26 protein-coding genes are annotated in these 19,966 nt (G+C 65.5%); 15 read left to right on the top strand and 11 right to left on the bottom strand.

Features of this window, described 5'->3' with window-relative positions; genetic code table 11:
• The 8 genes from N7333_RS16610 to N7333_RS16575 all read right to left on the bottom strand — a co-directional run.
• The coding region (locus tag N7333_RS16610) for an enoyl-CoA hydratase-related protein (RefSeq protein WP_279859109.1) at positions 1 to 458 on the bottom strand (458 nt) is incomplete at its 3' end.
• A 96-nt stretch (positions 459 to 554) separates the two neighbouring features.
• Positions 555 to 1,466, bottom strand: coding sequence for an SDR family oxidoreductase (locus N7333_RS16605; protein ID WP_279859108.1), 912 nt, complete (start codon positions 1,464 to 1,466; stop codon positions 555 to 557).
• Between the two features lie 113 nt (positions 1,467 to 1,579).
• A complete protein-coding gene (locus tag N7333_RS16600; protein WP_279859107.1) occupies positions 1,580 to 1,888 on the bottom strand; it encodes a hypothetical protein in 309 nt (102 codons plus the stop codon).
• Positions 1,889 to 2,009: 121 nt separating this feature from the next.
• Positions 2,010 to 2,540 (bottom strand): DUF1569 domain-containing protein, encoded by a 531-nt coding sequence (locus N7333_RS16595; protein ID WP_096825857.1) that lies wholly within the window; start codon positions 2,538 to 2,540, stop codon positions 2,010 to 2,012.
• The gene (locus tag N7333_RS16590) at positions 2,519 to 3,427 is read right to left on the bottom strand and encodes an alpha/beta hydrolase (RefSeq protein WP_279859106.1); all 909 of its coding nucleotides are present in this window, start codon (positions 3,425 to 3,427) and stop codon (positions 2,519 to 2,521) included. Before N7333_RS16590 ends, N7333_RS16595 begins: the two co-directional genes overlap by 22 nt.
• Positions 3,424 to 4,209 (bottom strand): class II aldolase/adducin family protein, encoded by a 786-nt coding sequence (locus N7333_RS16585; RefSeq protein ID WP_279859105.1) that lies wholly within the window; start codon positions 4,207 to 4,209, stop codon positions 3,424 to 3,426. Before N7333_RS16585 ends, N7333_RS16590 begins: the two co-directional genes overlap by 4 nt.
• Positions 4,210 to 4,364: 155 nt before the next feature.
• Positions 4,365 to 4,832 (bottom strand): cupin domain-containing protein, encoded by a 468-nt coding sequence (locus N7333_RS16580; RefSeq protein WP_012019377.1) that lies wholly within the window; start codon positions 4,830 to 4,832, stop codon positions 4,365 to 4,367.
• 1 nt (position 4,833) lies between these two features.
• Positions 4,834 to 5,283, bottom strand: coding sequence for a flavodoxin (locus N7333_RS16575; protein ID WP_003245953.1), 450 nt, complete (start codon positions 5,281 to 5,283; stop codon positions 4,834 to 4,836).
• Between the two features lie 102 nt (positions 5,284 to 5,385).
• On the opposite strand from N7333_RS16575, the gene N7333_RS16570 reads away from it, so the two are divergent.
• A complete protein-coding gene (locus N7333_RS16570) occupies positions 5,386 to 5,832 on the top strand; it encodes a PAS sensor domain-containing protein (protein ID WP_003245955.1) in 447 nt (148 codons plus the stop codon).
• A gap of 65 nt (positions 5,833 to 5,897) precedes the next feature.
• Positions 5,898 to 6,506: a PilZ domain-containing protein gene (locus N7333_RS16565; RefSeq protein WP_279859104.1), complete on the top strand. Its 609-nt coding sequence runs from the start codon at positions 5,898 to 5,900 to the stop codon at positions 6,504 to 6,506.
• Positions 6,507 to 6,523: 17 nt separating this feature from the next.
• Here N7333_RS16565 and N7333_RS16560 read toward each other — a convergent pair whose 3' ends face one another.
• Positions 6,524 to 7,477, bottom strand: a complete 954-nt coding sequence (locus tag N7333_RS16560; RefSeq protein ID WP_129481657.1) for a MerR family transcriptional regulator — start codon at positions 7,475 to 7,477, stop codon at positions 6,524 to 6,526.
• 326 nt (positions 7,478 to 7,803) lie between these two features.
• Here N7333_RS16560 and N7333_RS16555 point away from each other — a divergent pair, with 326 nt between their 5' ends.
• From N7333_RS16555 to N7333_RS16525, 7 genes are all read left to right on the top strand, one after another.
• Entirely contained in the window at positions 7,804 to 8,370 is a 567-nt protein-coding gene (locus tag N7333_RS16555) for an antibiotic biosynthesis monooxygenase (protein WP_003245960.1), read from the top strand.
• A gap of 315 nt (positions 8,371 to 8,685) precedes the next feature.
• Complete coding sequence (folM, locus tag N7333_RS16550) at positions 8,686 to 9,396, top strand: dihydromonapterin reductase (RefSeq protein ID WP_279859103.1); 711 nt, start codon at positions 8,686 to 8,688, stop codon at positions 9,394 to 9,396.
• A gap of 22 nt (positions 9,397 to 9,418) precedes the next feature.
• Positions 9,419 to 9,979 carry a GTP cyclohydrolase I FolE gene (gene folE, locus N7333_RS16545; protein ID WP_003245963.1) on the top strand — a complete coding sequence of 187 codons (561 nt, stop codon included), beginning with the start codon at positions 9,419 to 9,421 and terminating at the stop codon, positions 9,977 to 9,979.
• The gene (gene folX, locus N7333_RS16540) at positions 9,979 to 10,350 is read left to right on the top strand and encodes a dihydroneopterin triphosphate 2'-epimerase (protein ID WP_003245965.1); all 372 of its coding nucleotides are present in this window, start codon (positions 9,979 to 9,981) and stop codon (positions 10,348 to 10,350) included. The genes folE and folX overlap by 1 nt, the downstream gene beginning before the upstream one ends.
• Before the next feature lie 76 nt (positions 10,351 to 10,426).
• Complete coding sequence (locus N7333_RS16535) at positions 10,427 to 10,720, top strand: DUF1244 domain-containing protein (RefSeq protein WP_003245967.1); 294 nt, start codon at positions 10,427 to 10,429, stop codon at positions 10,718 to 10,720.
• Positions 10,717 to 11,058, top strand: a complete 342-nt coding sequence (locus N7333_RS16530) for a HopJ type III effector protein (RefSeq protein ID WP_003245968.1) — start codon at positions 10,717 to 10,719, stop codon at positions 11,056 to 11,058. The genes N7333_RS16535 and N7333_RS16530 overlap by 4 nt, the downstream gene beginning before the upstream one ends.
• A gap of 162 nt (positions 11,059 to 11,220) precedes the next feature.
• Entirely contained in the window at positions 11,221 to 11,808 is a 588-nt protein-coding gene (locus N7333_RS16525; protein WP_096825851.1) for a putative glycolipid-binding domain-containing protein, read from the top strand.
• 89 nt (positions 11,809 to 11,897) lie between these two features.
• Here the strand turns inward: N7333_RS16525 and N7333_RS16520 are convergent, their stop codons facing one another.
• Both N7333_RS16520 and N7333_RS16515 read right to left on the bottom strand, forming a co-directional pair.
• On the bottom strand, positions 11,898 to 12,227 hold the full coding sequence (locus N7333_RS16520) for an AzlD domain-containing protein (protein ID WP_003245972.1): 330 nt from the start codon (positions 12,225 to 12,227) through the stop codon (positions 11,898 to 11,900).
• Positions 12,227 to 12,937 (bottom strand): AzlC family ABC transporter permease, encoded by a 711-nt coding sequence (locus N7333_RS16515; protein WP_003245973.1) that lies wholly within the window; start codon positions 12,935 to 12,937, stop codon positions 12,227 to 12,229. Before N7333_RS16515 ends, N7333_RS16520 begins: the two co-directional genes overlap by 1 nt.
• A 181-nt stretch (positions 12,938 to 13,118) precedes the next feature.
• Here N7333_RS16515 and N7333_RS16510 point away from each other — a divergent pair, with 181 nt between their 5' ends.
• The 6 genes from N7333_RS16510 to N7333_RS16485 all read left to right on the top strand — a co-directional run bounded on the left by N7333_RS16510 (position 13,119) and on the right by N7333_RS16485 (position 19,946).
• Complete coding sequence (locus N7333_RS16510; protein ID WP_279859102.1) at positions 13,119 to 14,531, top strand: di-heme oxidoredictase family protein; 1,413 nt, start codon at positions 13,119 to 13,121, stop codon at positions 14,529 to 14,531.
• A gap of 10 nt (positions 14,532 to 14,541) precedes the next feature.
• On the top strand, positions 14,542 to 15,603 hold the full coding sequence (locus tag N7333_RS16505; protein ID WP_096825822.1) for an imelysin family protein: 1,062 nt from the start codon (positions 14,542 to 14,544) through the stop codon (positions 15,601 to 15,603).
• A 3-nt stretch (positions 15,604 to 15,606) separates the two neighbouring features.
• Entirely contained in the window at positions 15,607 to 16,710 is a 1,104-nt protein-coding gene (locus N7333_RS16500; protein ID WP_279859101.1) for a DUF1513 domain-containing protein, read from the top strand.
• Positions 16,711 to 17,139: 429 nt separating this feature from the next.
• Complete coding sequence (locus tag N7333_RS16495; RefSeq protein WP_279859100.1) at positions 17,140 to 17,967, top strand: NAD(P)-dependent oxidoreductase; 828 nt, start codon at positions 17,140 to 17,142, stop codon at positions 17,965 to 17,967.
• Positions 17,968 to 18,022: 55 nt separating this feature from the next.
• Positions 18,023 to 18,898, top strand: a complete 876-nt coding sequence (locus N7333_RS16490; RefSeq protein ID WP_279859099.1) for an SMP-30/gluconolactonase/LRE family protein — start codon at positions 18,023 to 18,025, stop codon at positions 18,896 to 18,898.
• Positions 18,899 to 18,971: 73 nt separating this feature from the next.
• Positions 18,972 to 19,946, top strand: a complete 975-nt coding sequence (locus N7333_RS16485; RefSeq protein WP_279859098.1) for a TRAP transporter substrate-binding protein — start codon at positions 18,972 to 18,974, stop codon at positions 19,944 to 19,946.
• The last annotated feature ends 20 nt before the right edge of the window (positions 19,947 to 19,966 follow it).

The following is a 19,966-nucleotide window of genomic DNA, read 5'->3' as shown; positions in this document are numbered from 1 at the left end:
CGCCCCTGGCCGACGATGCGCGGCAGGCGCACCGTGCCGCCGTCGATCAGCGGCACGCCGAAGCGCCGGCAGAACACCCCGAGCAACGCATCCTGCGCCATCACCCGCAGGTCGGCGAGCAGCGCCAGCTCCAGGCCGCCGGCCACGGCATGACCCTCGATGGCGGCGATCAACGGTTTGCCGAGTTGCATGCGGCTCGGCCCCATCGGTGCATCGCCCTGCTCGTCCAGACGATTGGCGCGCTCGCCGCCCTCGGCCACTGCCGACAGATCGGCACCGGCGCAGAAGGTACCGCCGCTGCCGGTCAGTACCGCCACGCGTGCGTCATGGTCCGCCTCGAAGGCGCGCAGGGCCGCGGCCAGCACCTCGGCCGTGGGTCGGTCGACGGCGTTGCGTACCTGCGGCCGGTCGATGCTCAGGGTGGTCACCGGGCCGTTCTTCTCGACTGTCACCGACATGAAGCTGCACTCCGCTGGCTGAACGAAAAAGGCCGGCATCACTGCCGGCCTTCGAGCCTAATCTGCCTGCGTCGGCGCGTCAGCCTGGCTGGCCGATCAGAGGGCGTACTTCTGCAGATTCGCCATCATTTCCTTGAGCGCCTCGACGTTGTCCGCCGGGTGCGCGGCGCCCTGGAAATCACAGATGCGCTGCCACTGTGCGGCGACGTCATCGGGGCTGAAACCGGCCTTGGGATCGAAACCGACGCCCAGGCTGCGCTCCCAGCGCACCTTGCCGACCCAGCCGCCACCGACTTCGAACAGGCCGCCGGTGTCCTGGCAGTTCTGGCTGCCCAGGTACACCACCAGCGGGCTGACCAGTTCGGGTTTGAGCTGCTCGAATACCTGCGGCGGGATCAGCCCTTCGGTCATGCGCGTGGCGCCAGTCGGGGCGATGGCGTTGACCAGAATGTTGTTCTTGCGTCCTTCGATGGCCAGGGTACGGGTCAGGCCATAGAGGCCGAGCTTGGCCATGCCGTAGTTGCTCTGGCCGAAGTTGCCGTAGATGCCGGAGGTGGACGAGGTGAAGATCACCCGGCCGTAGTTCTGCTCGCGCAAATGCGGCCAGGCAGCGTGAGTGGTCTTGTAGGCGCCTTCGACATGGACCTTGTAGACGAGGTCCCAGTCGGCGTCTTCCATCTTGTGAAAACTCTTGTCGCGCAGGATGCCGGCGTTGTTGACCAGCACGTCGATGCGGCCGAAATGATCGAGCGCGGTCTGCACGATCTTGTCGCCGTCGGTCACCGAATCGTGGTTGGCCACTGCAGTGCCACCGAAGGCGCGAATCTCTTCCACCACCCGGTCGGCAGCCGAAACGTTGGCCCCTTCACCGTGCGTGCTACCACCCAGATCGTTGACCACTACCCTGGCGCCATGGCGAGCGAACAGCAGCGCATGCGCGCGGCCGAGACCACCGCCGGCACCGGTAACAATCACCACTTGATCTTCGAAACGGATGGCATCGCTCATCGGCAGGCTCCTCGGGCAGGCTATTGATGCCCGGAGTGTCAGGCAGCACCGCGCGCTTCACAAGAAGGCGCGGGGCGCCTGAATGACGGCCGATAATACGACCTTATACGGCGTCAGTTACCGGAGCCGCTGCCACCAGTGCCACCGGTGCCGCCGGTGCCGCTGCCGCCGGTACCAGTACCGGTGCCGTTACCACCGGTACCAGTGCCGGCATCGTTACCTGGATTGCCGTCGGTATTCGGACCACCGGCAGGCGGAATGCCGTTACCCTCGTCGCCCGGCGTCATCGGCCCTTCACCGGGTGCGGAAGGCATGGTCGGCCCAGGGGAGGTGGTACCATCGGAATCGGTCTCGGCAAAGGTAGGCAGCGCCATGGCGCCCAGAATCCCGCTCAGCAGTAGTGCAGATAATGTCTTGTACATGTGTGACCTCTACTTTTTCTGTGAGTGACAGAATTAGTGAGTCACGGCGGCGCCGGTAGGTTCGATAAAAATGATCGCCGGCCCTTCGCCACCAGCCGGGAATGGCCAACGGCGTCGCCCCTCAGGCCGGGCGAATCAGGCTCAGGTGGTTGTACAGGTGCAGCACATGCGCCTGGGCATACTCGCCGTGATCAAGCGCGCCATAGGCGAAGTGCGGCTGCAACTCACCGCCGTATGCGGCGAAACGTTCGAAAGCCACCTGCAGCCGCTCGAGGGCCTGGGCCTGGCTGGCCGGTTCGAGCAGTGGCGCCGCACCGGGAATCGCCTCATCCAGCGGATGCCGCATGGCCCCACGGGCGCTGAAAACGGCGAAGGCAGCCGGCCCGAGGCTGTGGCGAAACCAGGCCGGTTTAAGCGCCGGATAACCCTCCATGGAATACTCGATGCTCTGCGCGCAGTGATTGAACACTTCGCTCGGGCTCCAGCCCTCGAGGCTGCGCAGCGTCATCCCCTGCAAGGTGCCGAGCACCGCCAGCGCGCCCTCCAGGCTTACCGCTGCCGGCCGCGGCCCGCCGGGCAGGGCCCAGAAGCCGCCACCGAGCAGCGCCAGGCCGCCTAGCGCGGCACCTTTCACGAGGGTTCTGCGCTGCATGGCATCTCCTGACGGGTGCGAAACTGCAGGTAGTGCTCGAGCACCTGCGAGGGTGCTTCGAGCTGCGGGTAGTGGCCGATCCCGTCGAGCAGGACGGTATCGGCGCCGGCGATCAGCTCGCGGTAACGCGCCACCATATGCGCACCGGAAATGGGGTCGAAGGCACCGTCGATCACCCGCATGGGCACGGCCGTGGCCTGCATCGCCGTCACCCAGCGCTCGCGCTGCTGGCGGCGCTCGGGCATGTAGCGGATCAAGCGGTGCATCACCGCCGGGCCGTTGTTGCACTGGATCAGCTGCCAGAGCGCGTCCAGCTCCTCCTCGCTGGCCTGGCTCTGCGGGCCGAAGATGCGGGCGAAACTCTGCGCCAGCTTGCGCCGCGAGAACAGCCGCCCGATCAGCGGCCCAAGCGGGCCGAGCAACAGCTTCTGCACCCGTACCGGGTGGTGCGTCTCGGGGAACAGACCGCCATTGAGGAACACGCAACTGGCCAGTTGCAGCCTCCCCTCCTGATGCCGCGCGATCAGTTCCTGCGCCACGCTGTCGCCATAGTCGTGAGCCAGCACATGCACCGGGCGCCGCTCGCCGATGTGCGCCAGCAGCGCCTGCTGCAGGTCGGCCTGCTCCAGCAGGCTGTAGGCATGGCCGCGCGGCTTGGCGGAATAGCCGAAGCCGAGCATGTCGCAGGCGATCAGCCGGTAACGCCCGGCCAGCGGCGCCCACAAACGGTGCCAGTCCCAGCTGGCGGTGGGAAAACCGTGGATCAGCAGCAGCGGCTCGGCTTCGGCGTCACCGGCGACCCAGTAGCGGATGGCGTGGCCACCAAAGTCCAGCGCCTGGCTTTGCCCGCGCCACGCATCCAGGGCGATGCCCGGCAGCTCGCTCACTGGTCGTAACCCGGCATCTGCTGATCCAGCTTGCGCAGCAATGCCGGCCAGGGCAGCGCACCACCCATGCCCTGCGGCGATTTCATCACCCCGGCGATCATCGCCCGCGCACCATCGAGGATCTGCTGGGGGATGTGGATCAGCTCGCCGCCGCCACTTTGCGCCATGACCTGGATCTCGCAGGCCCGCTGCAGGGTGAACATGCCGAGGAAGGCATCGGCGATGCTGCCGAAGGCGGTCAGCAGCCCATGGTTGGGCAGGATCATGAAGTTCTTCTCGCCCAGGTCGGCCTGCAGTCGCGCCTTCTCGTCATGGTTCAGCGCCACGCCTTCGTAACCGTGGTAGGCCAGGCTGGCGAGGATGAACAGCGACTGCTGCGACAGCGGCAGCAGGCCCTGCTTCTGCGCCGAAACCGCGATGCCGGCCGGGGTGTGGATGTGCAGCACGCAGCCGACATCGTGACGGACCTCATGCACGGCGCTGTGGATGGTGTAACCGGCCGGGTTGATGTCGAACGGGCTGTCCATCAGCTTGTTGCCGGCCAGGTCGACCTTGACCAGGCTCGAGGCGGTGATTTCATGGAACATCAGCCCGTACGGGTTGATGAGAAAGTCCTCGGTGCCCGGCACCTTGGCGGAGATATGGGTGAAGATCAGATCGTCCCAGCCATACAGGGCGATCAGTCGGTAGCAGGCCGCCAGGTCGACGCGCGTGCGCCATTCGGCCTCGGACACCTGGTTCTTCACGGCAGGAAGTTTCAGCGGAGCATTCACGGCGGTCACCTCGATCTTCTTGTTGGTCGGTGGTGAGCGCAGTCTAGCCGGGCACATGCCCGGCGCTAGTTGCCCTGGCAGCCATCTTGATGGCTTTGCGGGACAACGCGCCGGGGGACGTGGCGCGATAGCCGAGCATTCGCCATCCTGATCGAGCCAGTGCTTCAGATCAGTTCGGCGTGCTCGCTCAGCAGGCGCGGCCACAGGGCCTGCGCCTGCGCATCGTCGGCGAACAGACGGAAGCCCTCGAACTGAAACTCCGGCGCCACGGTGCAGCCCACCAGGCTGTAGCTGCCCGTGCAGCGCGCTGCCTGCCAGGCATGCGCCGGTACGGCGCGTTGCGGCAGCTGTCCGGCAGCGACCGGGCCCAGCAGCTCGCGCCGCAGGCTCTCGGGCGATTCGGCCACCAGCAGCTCCAGGGGATCGCCTTCATGAAAATGCCAGAGTTCGTCGGCGTCGACCCGATGCCAGCGGCTGACCGCCCCGGCCGGCAGCAGGAAGAGGATGGCGCTGGACGCCGCCCTGCCCCGCGCGTCGCGCTGCGCGGACACGAACAAGCGCCGGTAGAAGCCGCCCTCGGGATGCGCCTGGAGTTCCAGGCTATCGATCAGCTGGCGGGCGCGAGGGTGCATGTCAGCCCCTCAGCGCCGCGGCGAAGGTCTGCAGCCAGGGCTCGGCATCGCTCTCGGGGGTGACCGTCTCGCTGGAATCCAGACGCAGCATCGGCACCACCTCGCGCAGCCCCAGTTCGGCATACAGCTCGCGAATCAGCTCGCCGCCGCCACAGAAGGTGTCGTAACTGGAGTCGCCCAGCGCCAGCACCGCTGCCGGCAGCCCGTGCCAGGCCGGCAGACGGTCGCGAATGGCGCAGTACAGCGGCATCAGGTTGTCCGGCAGCTCGCCCATGCCGGTGGTGGAGGTCACGGTGAGGAAGGCATCGGGGGCGAAGGCCAGCAGATCGTCGAGGCTCATGTTCGACTTGTGCCAGGCGTCCAGCCCGGCGGCCTTGAGCTGGCGCTCGGCGTGACGCGCGACTTCTTCGGCCGTGCCGTAGACCGAACCCGAGAGAATGGCGACTTTCATGACAACTCCGGAAACAGGAAAAACGCCGCGCATTATGCCGCAAGTGGACAGCCCGACCCGATGTTTTAGAATGCAGCGCACATCTCTCGCGGAATCGCATCCATGATCAATGCCAAGCTGCTGCAACTGGTAGTCGACGCCTCCAACGACGGAATCGTGGTGGCCGAGCAGGAGGGCGAAGACAACATCCTGATCTACGCCAACGCGGCATTCGAACGCCTGACCGGCTATCCCTGCGACGATATCCTCTATCAGGACTGCCGTTTCCTGCAGGGCAACGATCGTGCGCAGATCGGCCTGCAGGCCATCCGCGACGCGGTCAAGGCGCACAAGCCGTGCCGCCAGATCATCCGCAACTACCGCAAGGACGGCAGCGCCTTCTGGAACGAGCTGTCGATCACCCCGGTGCTCAACGAGAGCGACCAGCTGACCTACTACATCGGCATCCAGAAGGACGTCACCGAACAGGTGGAAGCCCAGCAACGCGTGCGCGAGCTGGAAGCCGAAGTGGCGGAGCTGAAAGCCGAGCTGGCACGCCTGAAAAACTGACGAACGTACAAAACTATCGCAGCGGCTGATGGTCTGAAGGGTTTGCACTCCATGCAGTACCCATCATGCAAAGCGACCCGCTGCTGACCCAAGACGAGCTGGACTTCATCCAGCAAATGCTTTCCCAACCGCCGCGCCAGTATCACCGCAGCGCTCCTTCGGAGCTGGCCATCGGTGAACGCCTGAGCGAGCTGCTCAGTCGCCTGGGCGATGAAAAGCAGCTGAGCCTGGACACCCACAGCGACGACGAGCACCTGAGCTTCCCGCTGCGCCTGATTCAGGACGACCAGCGGCATTCACGCCTGGAGCTGGGCGCCCCACTGATCTTCGAGAACGGCGTAAACGAACGCCCTTGGCGCCTGGCCCTGTCCAGCCCGCTGCCGCTGCTCGACAGCGCCGAGCGCCCCAGTGGTTTGCAGGCCGTGGAACTGTCCAACAATGGCATGCTGGTGCAGTACGGCAAATCCGGCAGCCCGGCCAAGGATCAGCTGCTGCAACTGATCCTGCCGCAGCAGCGCCGCGTACAGCTACGCGCAAGATTGGTCAGACGCGTGAGTCAGAGCCACTACGCCTACAGCCTGCAGACGCTGCACAGCGAAGACGAACAGACGCTGCGCCAGTACCTCTTCGACGAGCACAGCAACCGCCAGCGCGAGCCCGAAGCGGTCGGCTGAACGGCTACTTCGCCTTATCAGGTATCGAGATGACCGGCGAGGAACTGCTGTAGACGCCGCTGCATGAGCCGCCCCTCATTGCCCAGGCATGCGATGGGCGAGCCGGCCAGGCTTTCCTCGGCCAGGTCGGCGCTATCCCCCGCCAATAGCAACGGACACTCCAGCGCGAGCGCCAGACGCGACAGCTGACGCGGGAAGTCCTCGGCCGGCGGCTGGTTGCTGAACAGCACCAGCGCCTGCGGCTGCATGCGTTCGCACACCAGCGGCAGATCGCTCAGCGGCACCCCGGGCCCCATCACGCTCACTTCGATGTCCTGAGTGCTCAGCATCAGCGCCGCGACCAGCAGTTCCAGCTCGCGACAGTGTCCGGGCTGGGCCGCCAGCAGCACCCGCTCACCCGACTCGCCCCGCCCCAGCTGCAGGCGCTGCCAGCAGCGGCCGCGCAGGAAACCGTCGAGCAGTACCCATTCGCTGCGCTGGCCGACCTCGTCCTGGCGCAGCAGCAGCTCCTGCCAGATCGGCATCAGGATGTCCTGAAACACCACCGGCAGCGGGTAGCAGGAGAATATCTGGCCATACAGCCGCTCCAGACGCGCCTCGTCGAAACTGTCCAGCGCGCGGCGGATCTGCGCCTGCCACTGGCTCCAGTCATCGCTGCTGACCTCGTTGTAGGCCGGGGTGACGGCACTGCGACTGCTGGCACTCTTGGCCAGGATCGAGCCCACCTTGCTCACCGCAACACCGCGCTCTATCCAAGCCAGGATGCTGCGCACGGCATCGATGTCGGCCTGCGAATAGAGCCGATGCCCGCTGTCGGTGCGGGTCGGCTGGATCAGCCCGTAACGCCGTTCCCAGGCGCGCAGGGTGACCGGGTTCACGCCCGTCAGACGAGAGACCTCGCGAATGGGGAACAGCTCCTCCTGCTTCAGGGCGCTGGACGCAAGTGATGTAACACCGGCGGGTTCGGACATGGCTTCAGGCATCGCGCAAGAAAATTCAGGAAGGGAGTGTAACTCAGTCGCGATAGGCACACATGGCGCATCGGGCACCAGCCCCGCCGTCCTGGCCGAATGGCGCCGAACGAGGGGGCCCCGTGCACTTCATCCGCCCATCTCCTGCACCGTCCGGGTGCAGTCCGGCGGCGCAACGACGCGTTGCCTGCCCGTCATCGCGCGGCACTGGCTAATTTGCGCAAAACCGGAATAATCCTTGCTGCATTTTTGTCGGGCACAACACCCCGTGCCCGATCACGCCTGTCGCCACACCCGGCCCCGGGCAATGTTCGAGGAGATACACAATGTCCCCCGTTACTCTCATGGTGGCGCGCCGCGTCGCCAGTGGCCGTTATCACGACTTCATCGCCTGGCTGCGTGAAGGTGAACACCTGGCCACCGACTTCCCCGGCTATCTCGGCTCCGGCGTGCTGGCACCGCCAGCGGGCGATGACGAATTTCAGATCGTCTTCCGCTTCAGCGACGAGCAGACCATGGCTGCCTGGGAGCATTCGGCCTCGCGCAAGGCCTGGCTTGAGCGTGGCGCCGGGCTGTTCGCCCAGCCGCAGGAAAGACGTGCCGTCGGCCTCGACGCCTGGTTCGGCAGCGTTCACAAGCAACCGCCGCGCTGGAAGCAGAGCGTGGCGATCTGGCTGGCGTTCTTCCCGGTCTCGCTGGCCTTCAACCTGCTGTTCGGCCCCTGGCTCACCGACCTGTCGCTGGTCACCCGCGTACTGCTCTCCACGCTCGCACTGACGCCGCTGATGACCTACCTGTTCATCCCCCTGTCCACTCGCCTGCTCGAGCCGTGGCTGCAGGGCTCGTCGTCCCACCGCCTGGGCAGACGCCCGGCCAGCATCGGCAAATCCTGACCCTGCCGTCTTCCGCAAAGGCCAGCCTCGCGCTGGCCTTTTTTGTTCACCACCACCCCATACCTGTACAAAACATATGGACCGTACAGCCAAAGTACAAAAATACGTCCAGCAGAGAGATCATGGAAAGTCCTTTAAAGTCAGTAAAATAGCCAATTTCACTCGCCTCTCCTGGAAAACCATGCGCTTCACATGGTTGTACAAGCCGCAGCTCTGGTATAGCTTTATCTACGGTCTGGTGAGTGCCGCCTGCCACTGGTCAGGTATCCCGAGGCGGTACAAGCCAGGCCTTCATTTTTCTTGCACGAGTCGCCCATGAGCGCTGCCAGCTTTCCCATCCTGATCACCGGCGCCGGCCAGAGGGTCGGCCTGTACTGCGCCGAGCGCCTGCTCGACGAGGGCCAACCGGTGATCGTCAGCTATCTCCAGGAGCGCGACAGCATCGCACGCCTGCGTGAGCGCGGCGCCATCGCCGTGCAGGCGGACTTCAGCGCCGAGGCTGGCATCCTCGCCTTCATCGACCAGATCAAGGCGCAGTGCAGCGGCCTGCGCGCGATCGTGCACAACGCCTCGCAGTGGCTGGCCGAAACGCCGGGCGAAGAGGCCGAGGCCTTCCGCCAGCTGTTCGCCGTGCACATGCTCGCGCCCTACCTGATCAACCTGCACTGCAGCGACCTGCTGCTGCAGTCGCAGCGCGCCGACATCGTCCACGTCAGCGACGACGTGGTGCGCAAGGGCAGCGCCAATCGTCCGGCCTACTGCGCCAGCAAGGCCGGGCTGGAAAGCCTGACGCTTTCCTTCGCCGCCCGCCTGGCGCCACGCATCAAGGTCAACGCCATCGCTCCAGCGCTGCTGATGTTCAACGCGGGCGATGACGAGGCCTACAGGAGCAAGACCTTGGCCAAGTCGGCGCTGGGCATAGAACCCGGCCCGCAAGCCTTTTACCAGAGTTTGCGCTACCTGCTGGACAACCCCTACGTAACCGGAACGACCCTTACCCTCAACGGCGGCCGCCACCTCAAGTGAGGCGACTGCCCAGGACACTGCCATGAGCCATCCTCTTTCCCAGCATTACCGCGAGATTCTTGTCGGCCTCGGTGAAAACCCCGAGCGTGAAGGCCTGCTCGATACGCCCAAGCGGGCGGCCAAGGCCATGCAGTACCTCTGTCATGGTTATCAGCAGTCGCTGGAGGAAATCGTCGGCGGCGCCCTGTTCGAGTCCGACAACGACGAGATGGTGATCGTCAAGGACATCGAGCTGTATTCGCTGTGCGAGCATCATCTGCTGCCCTTCATCGGCAAGGCGCATGTCGCCTACATCCCGACCGGCAAGGTACTCGGGCTGTCGAAGGTGGCGCGCATCGTCGACATGTACGCGCGGCGCCTGCAGATCCAGGAGAACCTCACCAAGCAGATCGCCGACGCCATCGCCCGCGTCACCAACGCCGCCGGCGTGGCCGTGGTGATCGAGGCCAAGCACATGTGCATGATGATGCGCGGGGTGGAGAAGCAGAACTCGGTGATGAGCAGCTCGGTGATGCTTGGCGCCTTCCGCGAGTCCTGCAACACTCGCCATGAATTCCTGCAATTGATCGGACGGAACAACTAATGCCGCGACTGGAACCCGGAATGGCGCGCATCCGCGTCAAGGACCTGCGCCTGCGCACCTACATCGGCATCAAGGAAGAGGAGATCAACAACAAGCAGGACGTGTTGATCAACCTGACCATTCTCTATCCGGCAGTGGACGCGGTGCAGGTCAACGACATTGACCATGCCCTGAACTATCGCACCATCACCAAGGCGATCATCGCCCACGTCGAGGGCAACCGCTTCGCCCTGCTCGAACGCCTGACCCAGGAGATCCTCGACCTGATCATGGCCCACCAGGCCGTGCGTTACGCCGAGGTGGAAGTGGACAAGCCGCACGCCCTGCGTTTCGCCGAGTCGGTGTCGATCACCCTCGCCGGTCATCGCTGACGGCCATGCTGCGGCGGCTTGCCGCTCTCTGGCGGGGCTCTTATCATCGCCGCCATCCATCCCCGGAGAGCCCAGCATGACCGAGCAAGAACGCCTCGAACTGGAAGCCGCAGCCTTTCGCGCCCTGGTGCAGCACCTGCGCACACGCCCCGACGTGCAGAACATCGACCTGATGAACCTGGCCGGTTTCTGCCGCAACTGCCTGTCCAAATGGTACAAGGCCGCCGCGGACGACCTCGGCGTCGAGGTCAGCGCCGACCAGGCCCGCGAGACCGTGTACGGCATGCCCTATGCCGACTGGAAGGCCAAGTATCAGAAGGAAGCCACGGCCGAGCAGAAGGCCGCATTCGAAAAAGGAAAGCCTGAATGACCGCCCTCGACGAACTGCGCAGCCGTCTGCAGCAGGACGATTACGCCTTCAGCGAAACCCTGGCCTTCGTCGCCGAGCACTACGACTATCAGCCCAGCGCCTTCCGTAACGGTGACGTGGAGAACGCGGCCGGACAGAACGAAGGCTCCTGCAAGACCCTGGGCCTGGCCCTGTTGGAAGGCTTGAGCACAGACGAAGCGCTGCGCGCCTTCGGCGAACACTACCGCAGCGTGCTGGCCACACCGCAGGGCAGCGACCACGGCAATATCCGCGCGCTGATGAGCCATGGTCTGGAAGGCCTGAAATTCGAGCAGGAACCGCTCAAGCGCAAGGCTTGAGCGAATAGCGCAAAAACCTGCGCAACTGTCGGCAAAAGCTGACAGACATCACATTGCAATCACTTTATGCTGCACGCCATCACAACTGATGGAACACGAGGGACCGTGTTCTGCGCGCAGCCGCCCTTCCCTCCTGTTTCGCGCTCGGCATGGAGTCGCCCGATGCAGCAGACCCTGGTATGGAAACCCTGGTACACCCCCGGCGTGGAAACCCTGCGCCTCAGTCAGGACGCCAACGGCATCCACGCTACCAGCCACCTGATGCAGGTGATCAAGGGCAACAGCATCGTCGCCAACTACCTGATCGACTGCGATGCGCGCTGGCGCTTCCGCCGCCTCTGGCTCAAGGTCGACAACCATGGCCAGCGCAGCCTTTGCCTGCAGCGCGACCTGCGTGGCAACTGGGTGCTCAACGGCCAGCCGCGCAGCGACCTGCAGCAGTGCCAGCATGTCATGCTCTCGGCTTCCCCGTTCACCCACACCCCGCCGCTGCAACGCAGCGCCTTGGAAACCGGGCAAAGCGACGAAATGAAGGTCGCCTACGTCGACATGCTCAGCCTCAGGGTCGAGGTACGCAGTCAGCGCTACCACTGCCTGCGCCGACGCCCGGGTGAAAGCCTCTACCGCAGCCAGGCCGAGGATCATGCCAGCGAAGAACTGAGCGTGGACGACCAGGCCCTGCTGCTCAAGGCGAACGAACGGTTTCTGCGCCTGAGCCAGCGCGAGCTGACGGTCAGCGCGCTGGTGTAGCTGCAAGTCTGCCGGTGCGCACGGCGCAACCTACAGGCAACCCTGCGTAGGGTGCGCCGTGGGCACCAGGCGCAGCAGAACCACGCCTCTCAGATCGGCAGTTGGCCGAACGCCCAGCGCAGCAGGAAGAACACCAGCAACCCTCCGCCAATGGTCGCCAGCAGATGGCGCGTGAAAGCGGCAATGGCGATGGCAGCCAGGCCCGCCAGCAGGTAGGCGTTGTTCCAGTTCAGCGCCCAGCTCTGCCCGTCCGGCAGCAACATGCCCGGCACCACGATGGCCGTCAGCACCGCCGTGGGCACGTAGTGCAGCCCTTGCCTGACCAGGGGCGGGAAACGCAGATCGGGAAAGGCAAACAGGCTGTAGCGCGTGGCGAAGGTGATCGCCAGCATGCCGAGAATCAGCAACCAGATATCCATCAGAGCAACTCCTCCTGCAGGACCGGCGTGCGCCGCTCCAGCCACACGCCGACGACGATGCCGCTGGCGGCCGCGGCCATCAGCCCGAGCTTGTACGGCAGCGCATGGCAAGCCAGCGCCACTGCCGCGGCGACCAGGGCGGCGGCTACCTGCGGCTGGTTGCGCAGCATGGGCACGACGATGCCGATGAAGGTAGCCAGCATGGCGAAGTCCAGCCCCCACTCGCCGATGTTCGGCACCGCCTGGCCGAACAGCACGCCGACCAGGGTGCACAGCAGCCAGTTGCAGTACATCGCCAGCGCCGCGCCGAGAAAGTACCAGTGACGCAACGGCGCCGAATCGCCCCGCGCGTAGCGCTGCAGCACGACCGCATAGGCCTCGTCGGTCAGCCAGAACGCCAGTGGCACGCGCCAGCGCTTGGGCAGGTGACGCACATGGGGCTGCAGGCTGGCGCTGTACAGGGCATGGCGCAGATTGACCACCAGGGTGGTCAGCAGCACCACGGCCACACCGGCACCGCCGGCCAGCAGGCTGATGGCGATGAACTGCGCCGAACCGGCGAACACCAGCGCCGACATCCCCATCGTCTGCACCGGGCTGAGCCCGGCAGCGCCGGCCAGGCTGCCGAAGATGATGCCGAAGGGAATGGCGCCCAGCAGCATCGGCAGCATATCGCGGGCGCCCTGGGTGAATTCGTGATGACGGGACATGGAACCTCCTTGGGCCGACCAGCTTAACCAAGCAGCCCCAGGCAGGTCTTGAACGTTCTTGCGCATATAGCGCGCCACGCGACCATTTGCCCCGCCCGGATAACGCTAATTGATCTTATTTAAATTACGTTAGCCTGCTAATCTTGGCGCCCCGTTTCCTGCCCGCTCGGATAGTTCCACGATGTCGCCGCTTCAGCGCTGCCTGCTGCCGTTTCTGGCCTTGACCCTGATCGCTTGCGAGCAGCACCCGCGCTTCACCGCGGCGGAACCGGGCGAAGCGCTGTCGGCCGGCTCCGCCACGGTGCGCAAGTTCGACCAGAATGCCTTTTCCATGCCCTCGGCCAATCTCGCGCCGAGCCGCCGTCTGGATTTCGCGGTGGGCAACAGTTTTTTCCGCAACCCCTGGGTCACGGCGCCGGCCACCACCACCGCGCGCGACGGCCTGGGCCCGTTGTTCAACACCAATGCCTGCCAGAACTGCCACCTCAAGGACGGCCGCGGCCATCCGCCCGAGCCGGGCGCACTCAGCGCCGCCTCCATGCTGGTGCGTCTGTCGCTGCCGGCCGGCCCCGAGCATGCCGAGTTGCTGCAACGCCAGGGCGTGGTCGCCGAGCCCACCTACGGCACCCAGCTGCAGGACATGGCCAACCCCGGCGTAGCCCCCGAGGGCAAGGTCCGCGTCACCTACAGCAGCGTGCCGATGCGTTTCGCCGACGGCACCCTGGTGGAGCTGCGCAAACCCGAGCTGCAGATCAGCCAGCTGGGCTACGGCGACCTGCATCCGGACACCCTGTTCTCCACTCGCATCGCTCCGCCGATGATCGGCCTTGGTTTGCTCGAAGCCATTGCCGAGCAGGACATCCTCGCCGCTGCCGATCCGGATGATGCCGATGGCGACGGCATTTCCGGGCGCCCCAATATCGTCTGGGATCGACAGCTGCAACGCAGCGTGCTCGGGCGCTTCGGCTGGAAGGCCGGACAACCCAACCTCAACCAGCAGAATGCCGATGCCTTCGCCAACGACATGGGCCTGACCAGTTCGCTGATCCCCCATGACAACTGCACCGCGGCGCAGGCCGACTGTCTGGCCGCGCCGCACGGCGGCGAACCGGAGGTGAGCGACAACATCCTGGCCAGCGTACTGTTCTACAGCCGCAATCTCGGCGTACCGGCGCGGCGCGATGTCGATTCCCCCGCGGTGCTCAAGGGCAAGAGCCTGTTCCATCAGGCCGGTTGCCAGAAATGCCACACCCCCAGTTTCACCACCTCGGCCGATGCCGCCGAGCCGGAACTGGCCAACCAGTTGATTCGTCCCTATACCGACCTGCTGCTGCACGACATGGGCGAGGGGCTGGCCGACGGCCGCGAGGAGTTTCTCGCCAGCGGCCGCGAATGGCGCACGGCGCCGCTGTGGGGCATTGGCCTGACGCAAGCGGTGAACGGCCATACCCAGTTCCTCCACGACGGCCGCGCCCGCAACCTGCTGGAGGCCATTCTCTGGCATGGCGGCGAGGCCGAAGCGGCCAAGCAGCGGGTGCTGCGTTTCGATGGCGAAGAGCGCTCCGCCCTGCTCGCCTTCCTCAACTCCCTCTAAGGAGCCTGCGATGTTGCATAGAACCCTGATCGCTTCACTGCTCGGCCTGGCCCTGGTCGGGTGCAACCAGCAGGACCCTCGCGCCAAGGTCAGCGCCGCGCTGGTCGACGGCGTTCTGCTGCCGGCCTACAGCAGCTGGCAGGAAGCCGATCGCCAGCTCGCCGGGAGCACCGCCGCGTTCTGCGCGGGCACTGCCGATCTGCCGGCCGCGCGCCAGGCCTTCCTCGGCGCGCAGAATGCCTGGGCCGGACTGCAGCCCCTGCTGGTCGGGCCGCTCGCCGAAGGCAATCGCGCCTGGCAGATCCAGTTCTGGCCGGACAAGAAGAACCTGGTGCAGCGCCAGGTCGAAGCGCTGCTGAAGAACAAGCCGCAACTGACCCCGGCCGACCTGGCCAGCGCCAGCGTGGTGGTACAGGGCCTGACCGCTTATGAGTACGTCCTGTTCGATGCCAACCTGGACCTCAACGATGCCGAGCAGAAGGCGCGCTACTGCCCGCTGCTGCAGGCCATCGGCACGCACCAGCAGGCGCTGGCTGCCGATATCGTCGAGCAATGGCAGGCCAAGCCGGGCATGGCCGAGCAGCTGAGAAAATTCCCCAACGAGCGTTATGCCGAGGCCAACGAGGCCATCGCCGAGCTGCTGCGCGTGCAGGTCAGTGCGCTTGACGGCCTGAAGAAGAAACTCGGCGCGCCCATGGGCCGACAGAGCAAGGGCATTCCCCAACCCTACCAGGCCGAGTCCTGGCGCAGCGCCGCCAGCCTGAGCAACCAGGCTGCCGCCCTGGCCAGCGCCGAAAGGCTCTGGCACGGCAGCAACCGCGACGGCATCCAGTCCCTGCTGGACAAGGATCAGGCGCAGCTGGGCCAGCGCATCGACGCCGCCTACCAGGACACCCGTCAGCGCCTGGCCGCCCTGGATCGCCCGCTGGGCGAACTGCTTGCCGACGAAGCCGGCCGCACCAGCCTCAACGAGCTGTACGACAGCCTCAATCGCCTGCATCGCCTGCAGGAGAGCGAACTGGCCAAGGCGCTCGGCGTACAGATCGGCTTCAACGCCCACGACGGGGACTGACGCATGCAGCGCAGAACCTTCCTCGGTCTTGGCGCCGCCGCGGCCAGCCTGGCGGCAGCGGGCGCATTCGGCGGCTGGACGCTGTTCGGCCCCTCGGGGCAACCGCTGCTGCTGTCAGCCCGTGACGATGCCGATGGCAAGCACTACGCGGTCGGTTATCGCCTGGACGGCCAGCGCGCCTTCGCCACCCCAGTGAGCGAACGCTGCCACGATGTGGTGCCGCACCCGGCCTTGCCGCTGGCGCTGTTCGTCGGCCGTCGCCCGAGCACCGAAAGCTACCTGATCGACACCCGCGATGGTCGCCTGCTGCAAACGCTCGCCTCGCCAGCGGGGCGCCACTTCAACGGCCATGCGGTGTTCCACCAGGGCGGCGAATGGCTGTACGCCACCGAGAACGACACCACCGAACCGGGTCGCGGCGTGCTCGGCGTCTATCGCCTGGAAGGTGAACGACTGCAACGCGACGGCGAACATGCCACCCATGGTGTCGGCCCGCATCAACTGCTGTGGATGCCCGACGGCGAAACCCTGGTGGTGGCCAACGGCGGCATCCGTACCGAAGCGGAAAGCCGCGTGGAGATGAATCTCGACGCCATGGAAGCCAGCCTGGTGCTGATGCGCCGCGACGGCAGCCTGATCAGCCAGGAGCGGCTGGCCGAGCAGCGCAACAGCATCCGCCACCTCGCTGTGGCCCGTGACGGCACGGTGGTCAGCGGCCAGCAGTACATGGGCGAGCTGCTCGACCAGGTGCCGCTGCTGGCGATCAAACGCCCCGGCCAGCCGTACCAGCCCTTCCCCCTGGGCGAAGCGCAGCGGGCGGCGATGAACCAGTACACCGCCAGCGTGGCCATCCACGACGAGCTGCGCCTGCTGGCGCTGACCGCACCGCGTGGCAACCGCTTCTTCATCTGGGACCTGGACAGTGCCCAGGTGCGCCTGGACGTGCCCCTGCCGGACTGCGCCGGAGTGGGCGCGGTCGCCGACGGCTTCGTCGTCACCTCGGGCCAGGGCCGCTGCCGACTCTACGACTGCCGCGGTCAGCGGATCGTCGCCAAGGCGCTGGAGTTGCCAGCCGGTCTGTGGGACAACCACTTGCGCCTGGCCTGAATGGCTGGCCCGCTCGATGAACCGGACGTTCAGGCGCCGCCGAGAGGCGGCCCCGCGACCCGGCACTGTGGCGGCGCACCACGGTTGATTTACCCCGACAACCAGTCGAGATACGTTGTCATACAACTTTAGTCAAAAGCCCCAGAGACACGTCCCATAAATCTCACCCCGGCCCGCCCGCCGCTGCACCAGGCGAACCCCGCGGGACAGGCCTAGATCTGCGTCATAGAGCGGTCCGACTCCTGCGTTCAGCTGAACGCTGAATACGCCAGGCAGGCACTAGCCTCCCATGACCGGGCGCAGGGTACAGCTTGAAATCCACGGCTGCCTGGCGTTGACATCGCCCTGCTTGCTGCAGATAATCGACCCAAGTCATACGACAACGTATGACACCAAAAAACAACAAGCGACAAGAGCCCAGGCCCCGCCATGACCACCACTCCCAGCGAGCTTCGCCCCTTCAATCGCCTGCTGCTCACCGGTGCCGCCGGTGGCCTGGGCAAGGTACTGCGCCAGCGCCTGCGCCCCTACGCCAATGTCCTGCGTCTGTCCGATATCGGCGAGATGGCGCCGGCCGAAGGCCCACACGAAGAAGTGGTGCACTGCGATCTGGCCGACAAGGCCGGCGTGCAGCAACTGGTCGAAGGCGTCGATGCCATCGTGCATTTCGGCGGCGTCTCGGTCGAGCGCCCATTCGAGGAAATTCTCGGCGCCAACATCTGCGGCGTGTTCCACATCTACGAAGCGGCCCGCCGCCATGGCGTGAAGCGCGTGGTGTTCGCCAGCTCCAACCATGTGATCGGTTTCTACAAGCAGAACGAGCGCCTCGACGCCCATTCTCCGCGCCGGCCGGACGGCTACTACGGGCTGTCCAAGTCCTACGGTGAGGACATGGCCAGCTTCTATTTCGACCGCTACGGCATCGAGACCGTGAGCATCCGCATTGGCTCCTCCTTCCCCGAGCCGGCCAACCGCCGAATGCTGAGCACCTGGCTTAGCTATGACGATCTCACCCAGCTGATCGAACGCGCCCTCTATACCGCGAATGTCGGCCACACCGTGGTCTACGGCATGTCGGATAACCGCGAGGTGTGGTGGGACAACAGCCAGGCCACGCACCTGGGCTTCACGCCCAAGGACAGCTCGGACGTGTTCCGCGACAAGGTGGAGGCGCAACCCATGCCGGCCGCCGACGATCCGGCGCGCATCTATCAGGGCGGCGCCTTCGTTGCCGCGGGGCCCTTCGGCGACGATTGAAAGCCCCAGCAGGCCCGACGCGAGAACCCGGAACAACAGCGAGCGACGAACCGCCATGCAAGCCGAACTGATCCTCGATGCCCGCAACGCCACCGGCGAAAGCCCGGTGTGGCACGCCGCCGAACAGGCCCTGTACTGGGTCGACATTCCCGCCGCACGCCTGCATCGCTGGAGCCTGCGCGATGCCAGCAGCCGGAGCTGGCAGGCGGGGGAAATGCTCGCCTGCATCGCCCGCCACCCGGCCGGCGGCTGGCTGGCCGGCATGCAGAGCGGCCTCTTCCATCTGCATCCGCAGGACGATGGCAGCCTGCAGGCCTCACGCCTGGCGCAGGTCGAACACGCCCGGCCGCAGATGCGCTTCAACGATGGACGCTGCGACCGCCAGGGGCGTTTCTGGGCCGGCAGCATGCTGCTGGACATGGCTGCCGGTGCCCCCGTCGGCGCCTTGTATCGCTTCGACGGTCAGCTGGAGGAATGCCTCGCCGATCTTGTCGTGCCCAACGGCCTGGCCTTCAGCCCCGATGGCCGCACGCTGTACCTCTCCGACTCGCACCCGAGCGTGCAGGCCGTGTGGGCCTTCGATTACGACACCGACAGCGGCACGCCGCACAACCGCCGCCTGTTCATCGACATGAAACAGCACCCCGGCCGGCCGGACGGCGCCGCCGTGGATGTCGATGGCTGCTACTGGATCTGCGGCAACGACGCAGGCCTGGTGCACCGCTTCACACCGGATGGTCGCCTGGATCGCTCACTGGCCGTACCGGTGAAGAAGCCCGCCATGTGCGCCTTCGGTGGCGCCAACCTGGACACCCTGTTCGTCACCTCGATCCGCCCCGGCGGCGACCTTACCGACCAGCCACTGGCCGGCGGCGTGTTCGCCCTCAAGGCCGGCGTGAGTGGTATCCAGGAGCCTGCCTTCGACCCCTGATCCGCTTCACCCCGGGCCATTCGCGGCACCGGCTGCAACGCTGCTTACCAACAACAACAAGATGGAGTTCCGCATGAACCTCAAACGCAAGTTGCTTCTCGCCACACTTCCGCTAGCGCTCGGCCTGTCTTCCTTCGTTCAGGCCGAGACGACCCTGAAAATTGCCGAAATCCACCCTGCCGGCTACCCGACCGTAGTGGCCATGGAAAACCTCGGCAAGAAACTGGAAGCCGCCACCAATGGTGAAATCAAGTCGCGCATGTTCGCAGGCGGCGTGCTGGGCTCCGAGAAGGAAGTGATCGAACAGACCCAGATCGGCGCCGTTCAGCTGACCCGCGTCAGCCTCGGTTCGGTCGGCCCGGTGGTACCTGCCACCAACGTCTTCAACATGCCGTTCGTGTTCCGCGACATCGACCACATGCGCAAGGTGGTCGACGGTGAGATCGGTCAGGAAATTCTCGACGCCATCACCAACTCCGACTTCAACATGGTCGGCCTGGCATGGATGGAAGCCGGCAGCCGCAGCCTCTATACCAAGAAGCCGGTGCACAAGCTGGAAGATCTCAAGGGCATGAAGATCCGCGTGATCGGCAACCCGCTGTTCATCGACACGCTCAACGCCATGGGCGCCAACGGCATCGCCATGGACACCGGTGAAATCTTCAGCGCCCTGCAAAGCGGTGTGATCGACGGCGCCGAGAACAACTCGCCGACCCTGCTCGAGCACAACCACTTCCGTGCGGCCAAGTATTACACCCAGACCCACCACCTGATCCTCCCCGAGCCGCTGCTGATGTCCAAGACCACCTGGAACAAGCTCACCCCCGAGCAGCAGGAACTGGTCAAGAAGCTGGCCAAAGAGACCCAGCTGGAAGAGCGCGACCTGTGGGTCGCCAAGGAAAAGGCCAGCGACGAGAAGCTCAAGGCTGAAGGCGTCGAGTTCATCGAAGTCGACACCAAGCCCTTCTACGACGCCACCGCCCCGGTCCGTGAGAAGTACGGCGCGCAGTTCGCCGAACTCATCCAGCGCATCGAAGCCGTTCAGTAATCCACGCGCAAGCGCGCGGC

Origin of the sequence: Pseudomonas sp. GD04158, from assembly GCF_029834875.1 — a bacterium.
In the GTDB taxonomy this organism is placed as follows: domain Bacteria; phylum Pseudomonadota; class Gammaproteobacteria; order Pseudomonadales; family Pseudomonadaceae; genus Aquipseudomonas; species Aquipseudomonas hydrolytica.
Note: the sequence above shows the minus strand (reverse complement) of the source record. Positions and strands in the feature narration are given on the sequence as shown.

Excerpts from the sequence above, each read along its gene's own strand:
- N7333_RS16605 (WP_279859108.1), bottom strand. The coding sequence starts at position 1,466 with ATGAGCGATGCCATCCGTTTCGAAGATCAAGTGGTGATTGTTACCGGT.
- N7333_RS16600 (WP_279859107.1), bottom strand. The coding sequence starts at position 1,888 with ATGTACAAGACATTATCTGCACTACTGCTGAGCGGGATTCTGGGCGCC.
- N7333_RS16595 (WP_096825857.1), bottom strand. The coding sequence starts at position 2,540 with ATGCAGCGCAGAACCCTCGTGAAAGGTGCCGCGCTAGGCGGCCTGGCG.
- N7333_RS16580 (WP_012019377.1), bottom strand. The coding sequence starts at position 4,832 with ATGCACCCTCGCGCCCGCCAGCTGATCGATAGCCTGGAACTCCAGGCG.
- N7333_RS16575 (WP_003245953.1), bottom strand. The coding sequence starts at position 5,283 with ATGAAAGTCGCCATTCTCTCGGGTTCGGTCTACGGCACGGCCGAAGAA.
- N7333_RS16570 (WP_003245955.1), top strand. The coding sequence starts at position 5,386 with ATGATCAATGCCAAGCTGCTGCAACTGGTAGTCGACGCCTCCAACGAC.
- N7333_RS16565 (WP_279859104.1), top strand. The coding sequence starts at position 5,898 with ATGCAAAGCGACCCGCTGCTGACCCAAGACGAGCTGGACTTCATCCAG.
- N7333_RS16560 (WP_129481657.1), bottom strand. The coding sequence starts at position 7,477 with ATGTCCGAACCCGCCGGTGTTACATCACTTGCGTCCAGCGCCCTGAAG.
- N7333_RS16555 (WP_003245960.1), top strand. The coding sequence starts at position 7,804 with ATGTCCCCCGTTACTCTCATGGTGGCGCGCCGCGTCGCCAGTGGCCGT.
- folM (WP_279859103.1), top strand. The coding sequence starts at position 8,686 with ATGAGCGCTGCCAGCTTTCCCATCCTGATCACCGGCGCCGGCCAGAGG.
- folE (WP_003245963.1), top strand. The coding sequence starts at position 9,419 with ATGAGCCATCCTCTTTCCCAGCATTACCGCGAGATTCTTGTCGGCCTC.
- folX (WP_003245965.1), top strand. The coding sequence starts at position 9,979 with ATGCCGCGACTGGAACCCGGAATGGCGCGCATCCGCGTCAAGGACCTG.
- N7333_RS16535 (WP_003245967.1), top strand. The coding sequence starts at position 10,427 with ATGACCGAGCAAGAACGCCTCGAACTGGAAGCCGCAGCCTTTCGCGCC.
- N7333_RS16530 (WP_003245968.1), top strand. The coding sequence starts at position 10,717 with ATGACCGCCCTCGACGAACTGCGCAGCCGTCTGCAGCAGGACGATTAC.
- N7333_RS16525 (WP_096825851.1), top strand. The coding sequence starts at position 11,221 with ATGCAGCAGACCCTGGTATGGAAACCCTGGTACACCCCCGGCGTGGAA.
- N7333_RS16520 (WP_003245972.1), bottom strand. The coding sequence starts at position 12,227 with ATGGATATCTGGTTGCTGATTCTCGGCATGCTGGCGATCACCTTCGCC.
- N7333_RS16515 (WP_003245973.1), bottom strand. The coding sequence starts at position 12,937 with ATGTCCCGTCATCACGAATTCACCCAGGGCGCCCGCGATATGCTGCCG.
- N7333_RS16510 (WP_279859102.1), top strand. The coding sequence starts at position 13,119 with ATGTCGCCGCTTCAGCGCTGCCTGCTGCCGTTTCTGGCCTTGACCCTG.
- N7333_RS16505 (WP_096825822.1), top strand. The coding sequence starts at position 14,542 with ATGTTGCATAGAACCCTGATCGCTTCACTGCTCGGCCTGGCCCTGGTC.
- N7333_RS16500 (WP_279859101.1), top strand. The coding sequence starts at position 15,607 with ATGCAGCGCAGAACCTTCCTCGGTCTTGGCGCCGCCGCGGCCAGCCTG.
- N7333_RS16495 (WP_279859100.1), top strand. The coding sequence starts at position 17,140 with ATGACCACCACTCCCAGCGAGCTTCGCCCCTTCAATCGCCTGCTGCTC.
- N7333_RS16490 (WP_279859099.1), top strand. The coding sequence starts at position 18,023 with ATGCAAGCCGAACTGATCCTCGATGCCCGCAACGCCACCGGCGAAAGC.
- N7333_RS16485 (WP_279859098.1), top strand. The coding sequence starts at position 18,972 with ATGAACCTCAAACGCAAGTTGCTTCTCGCCACACTTCCGCTAGCGCTC.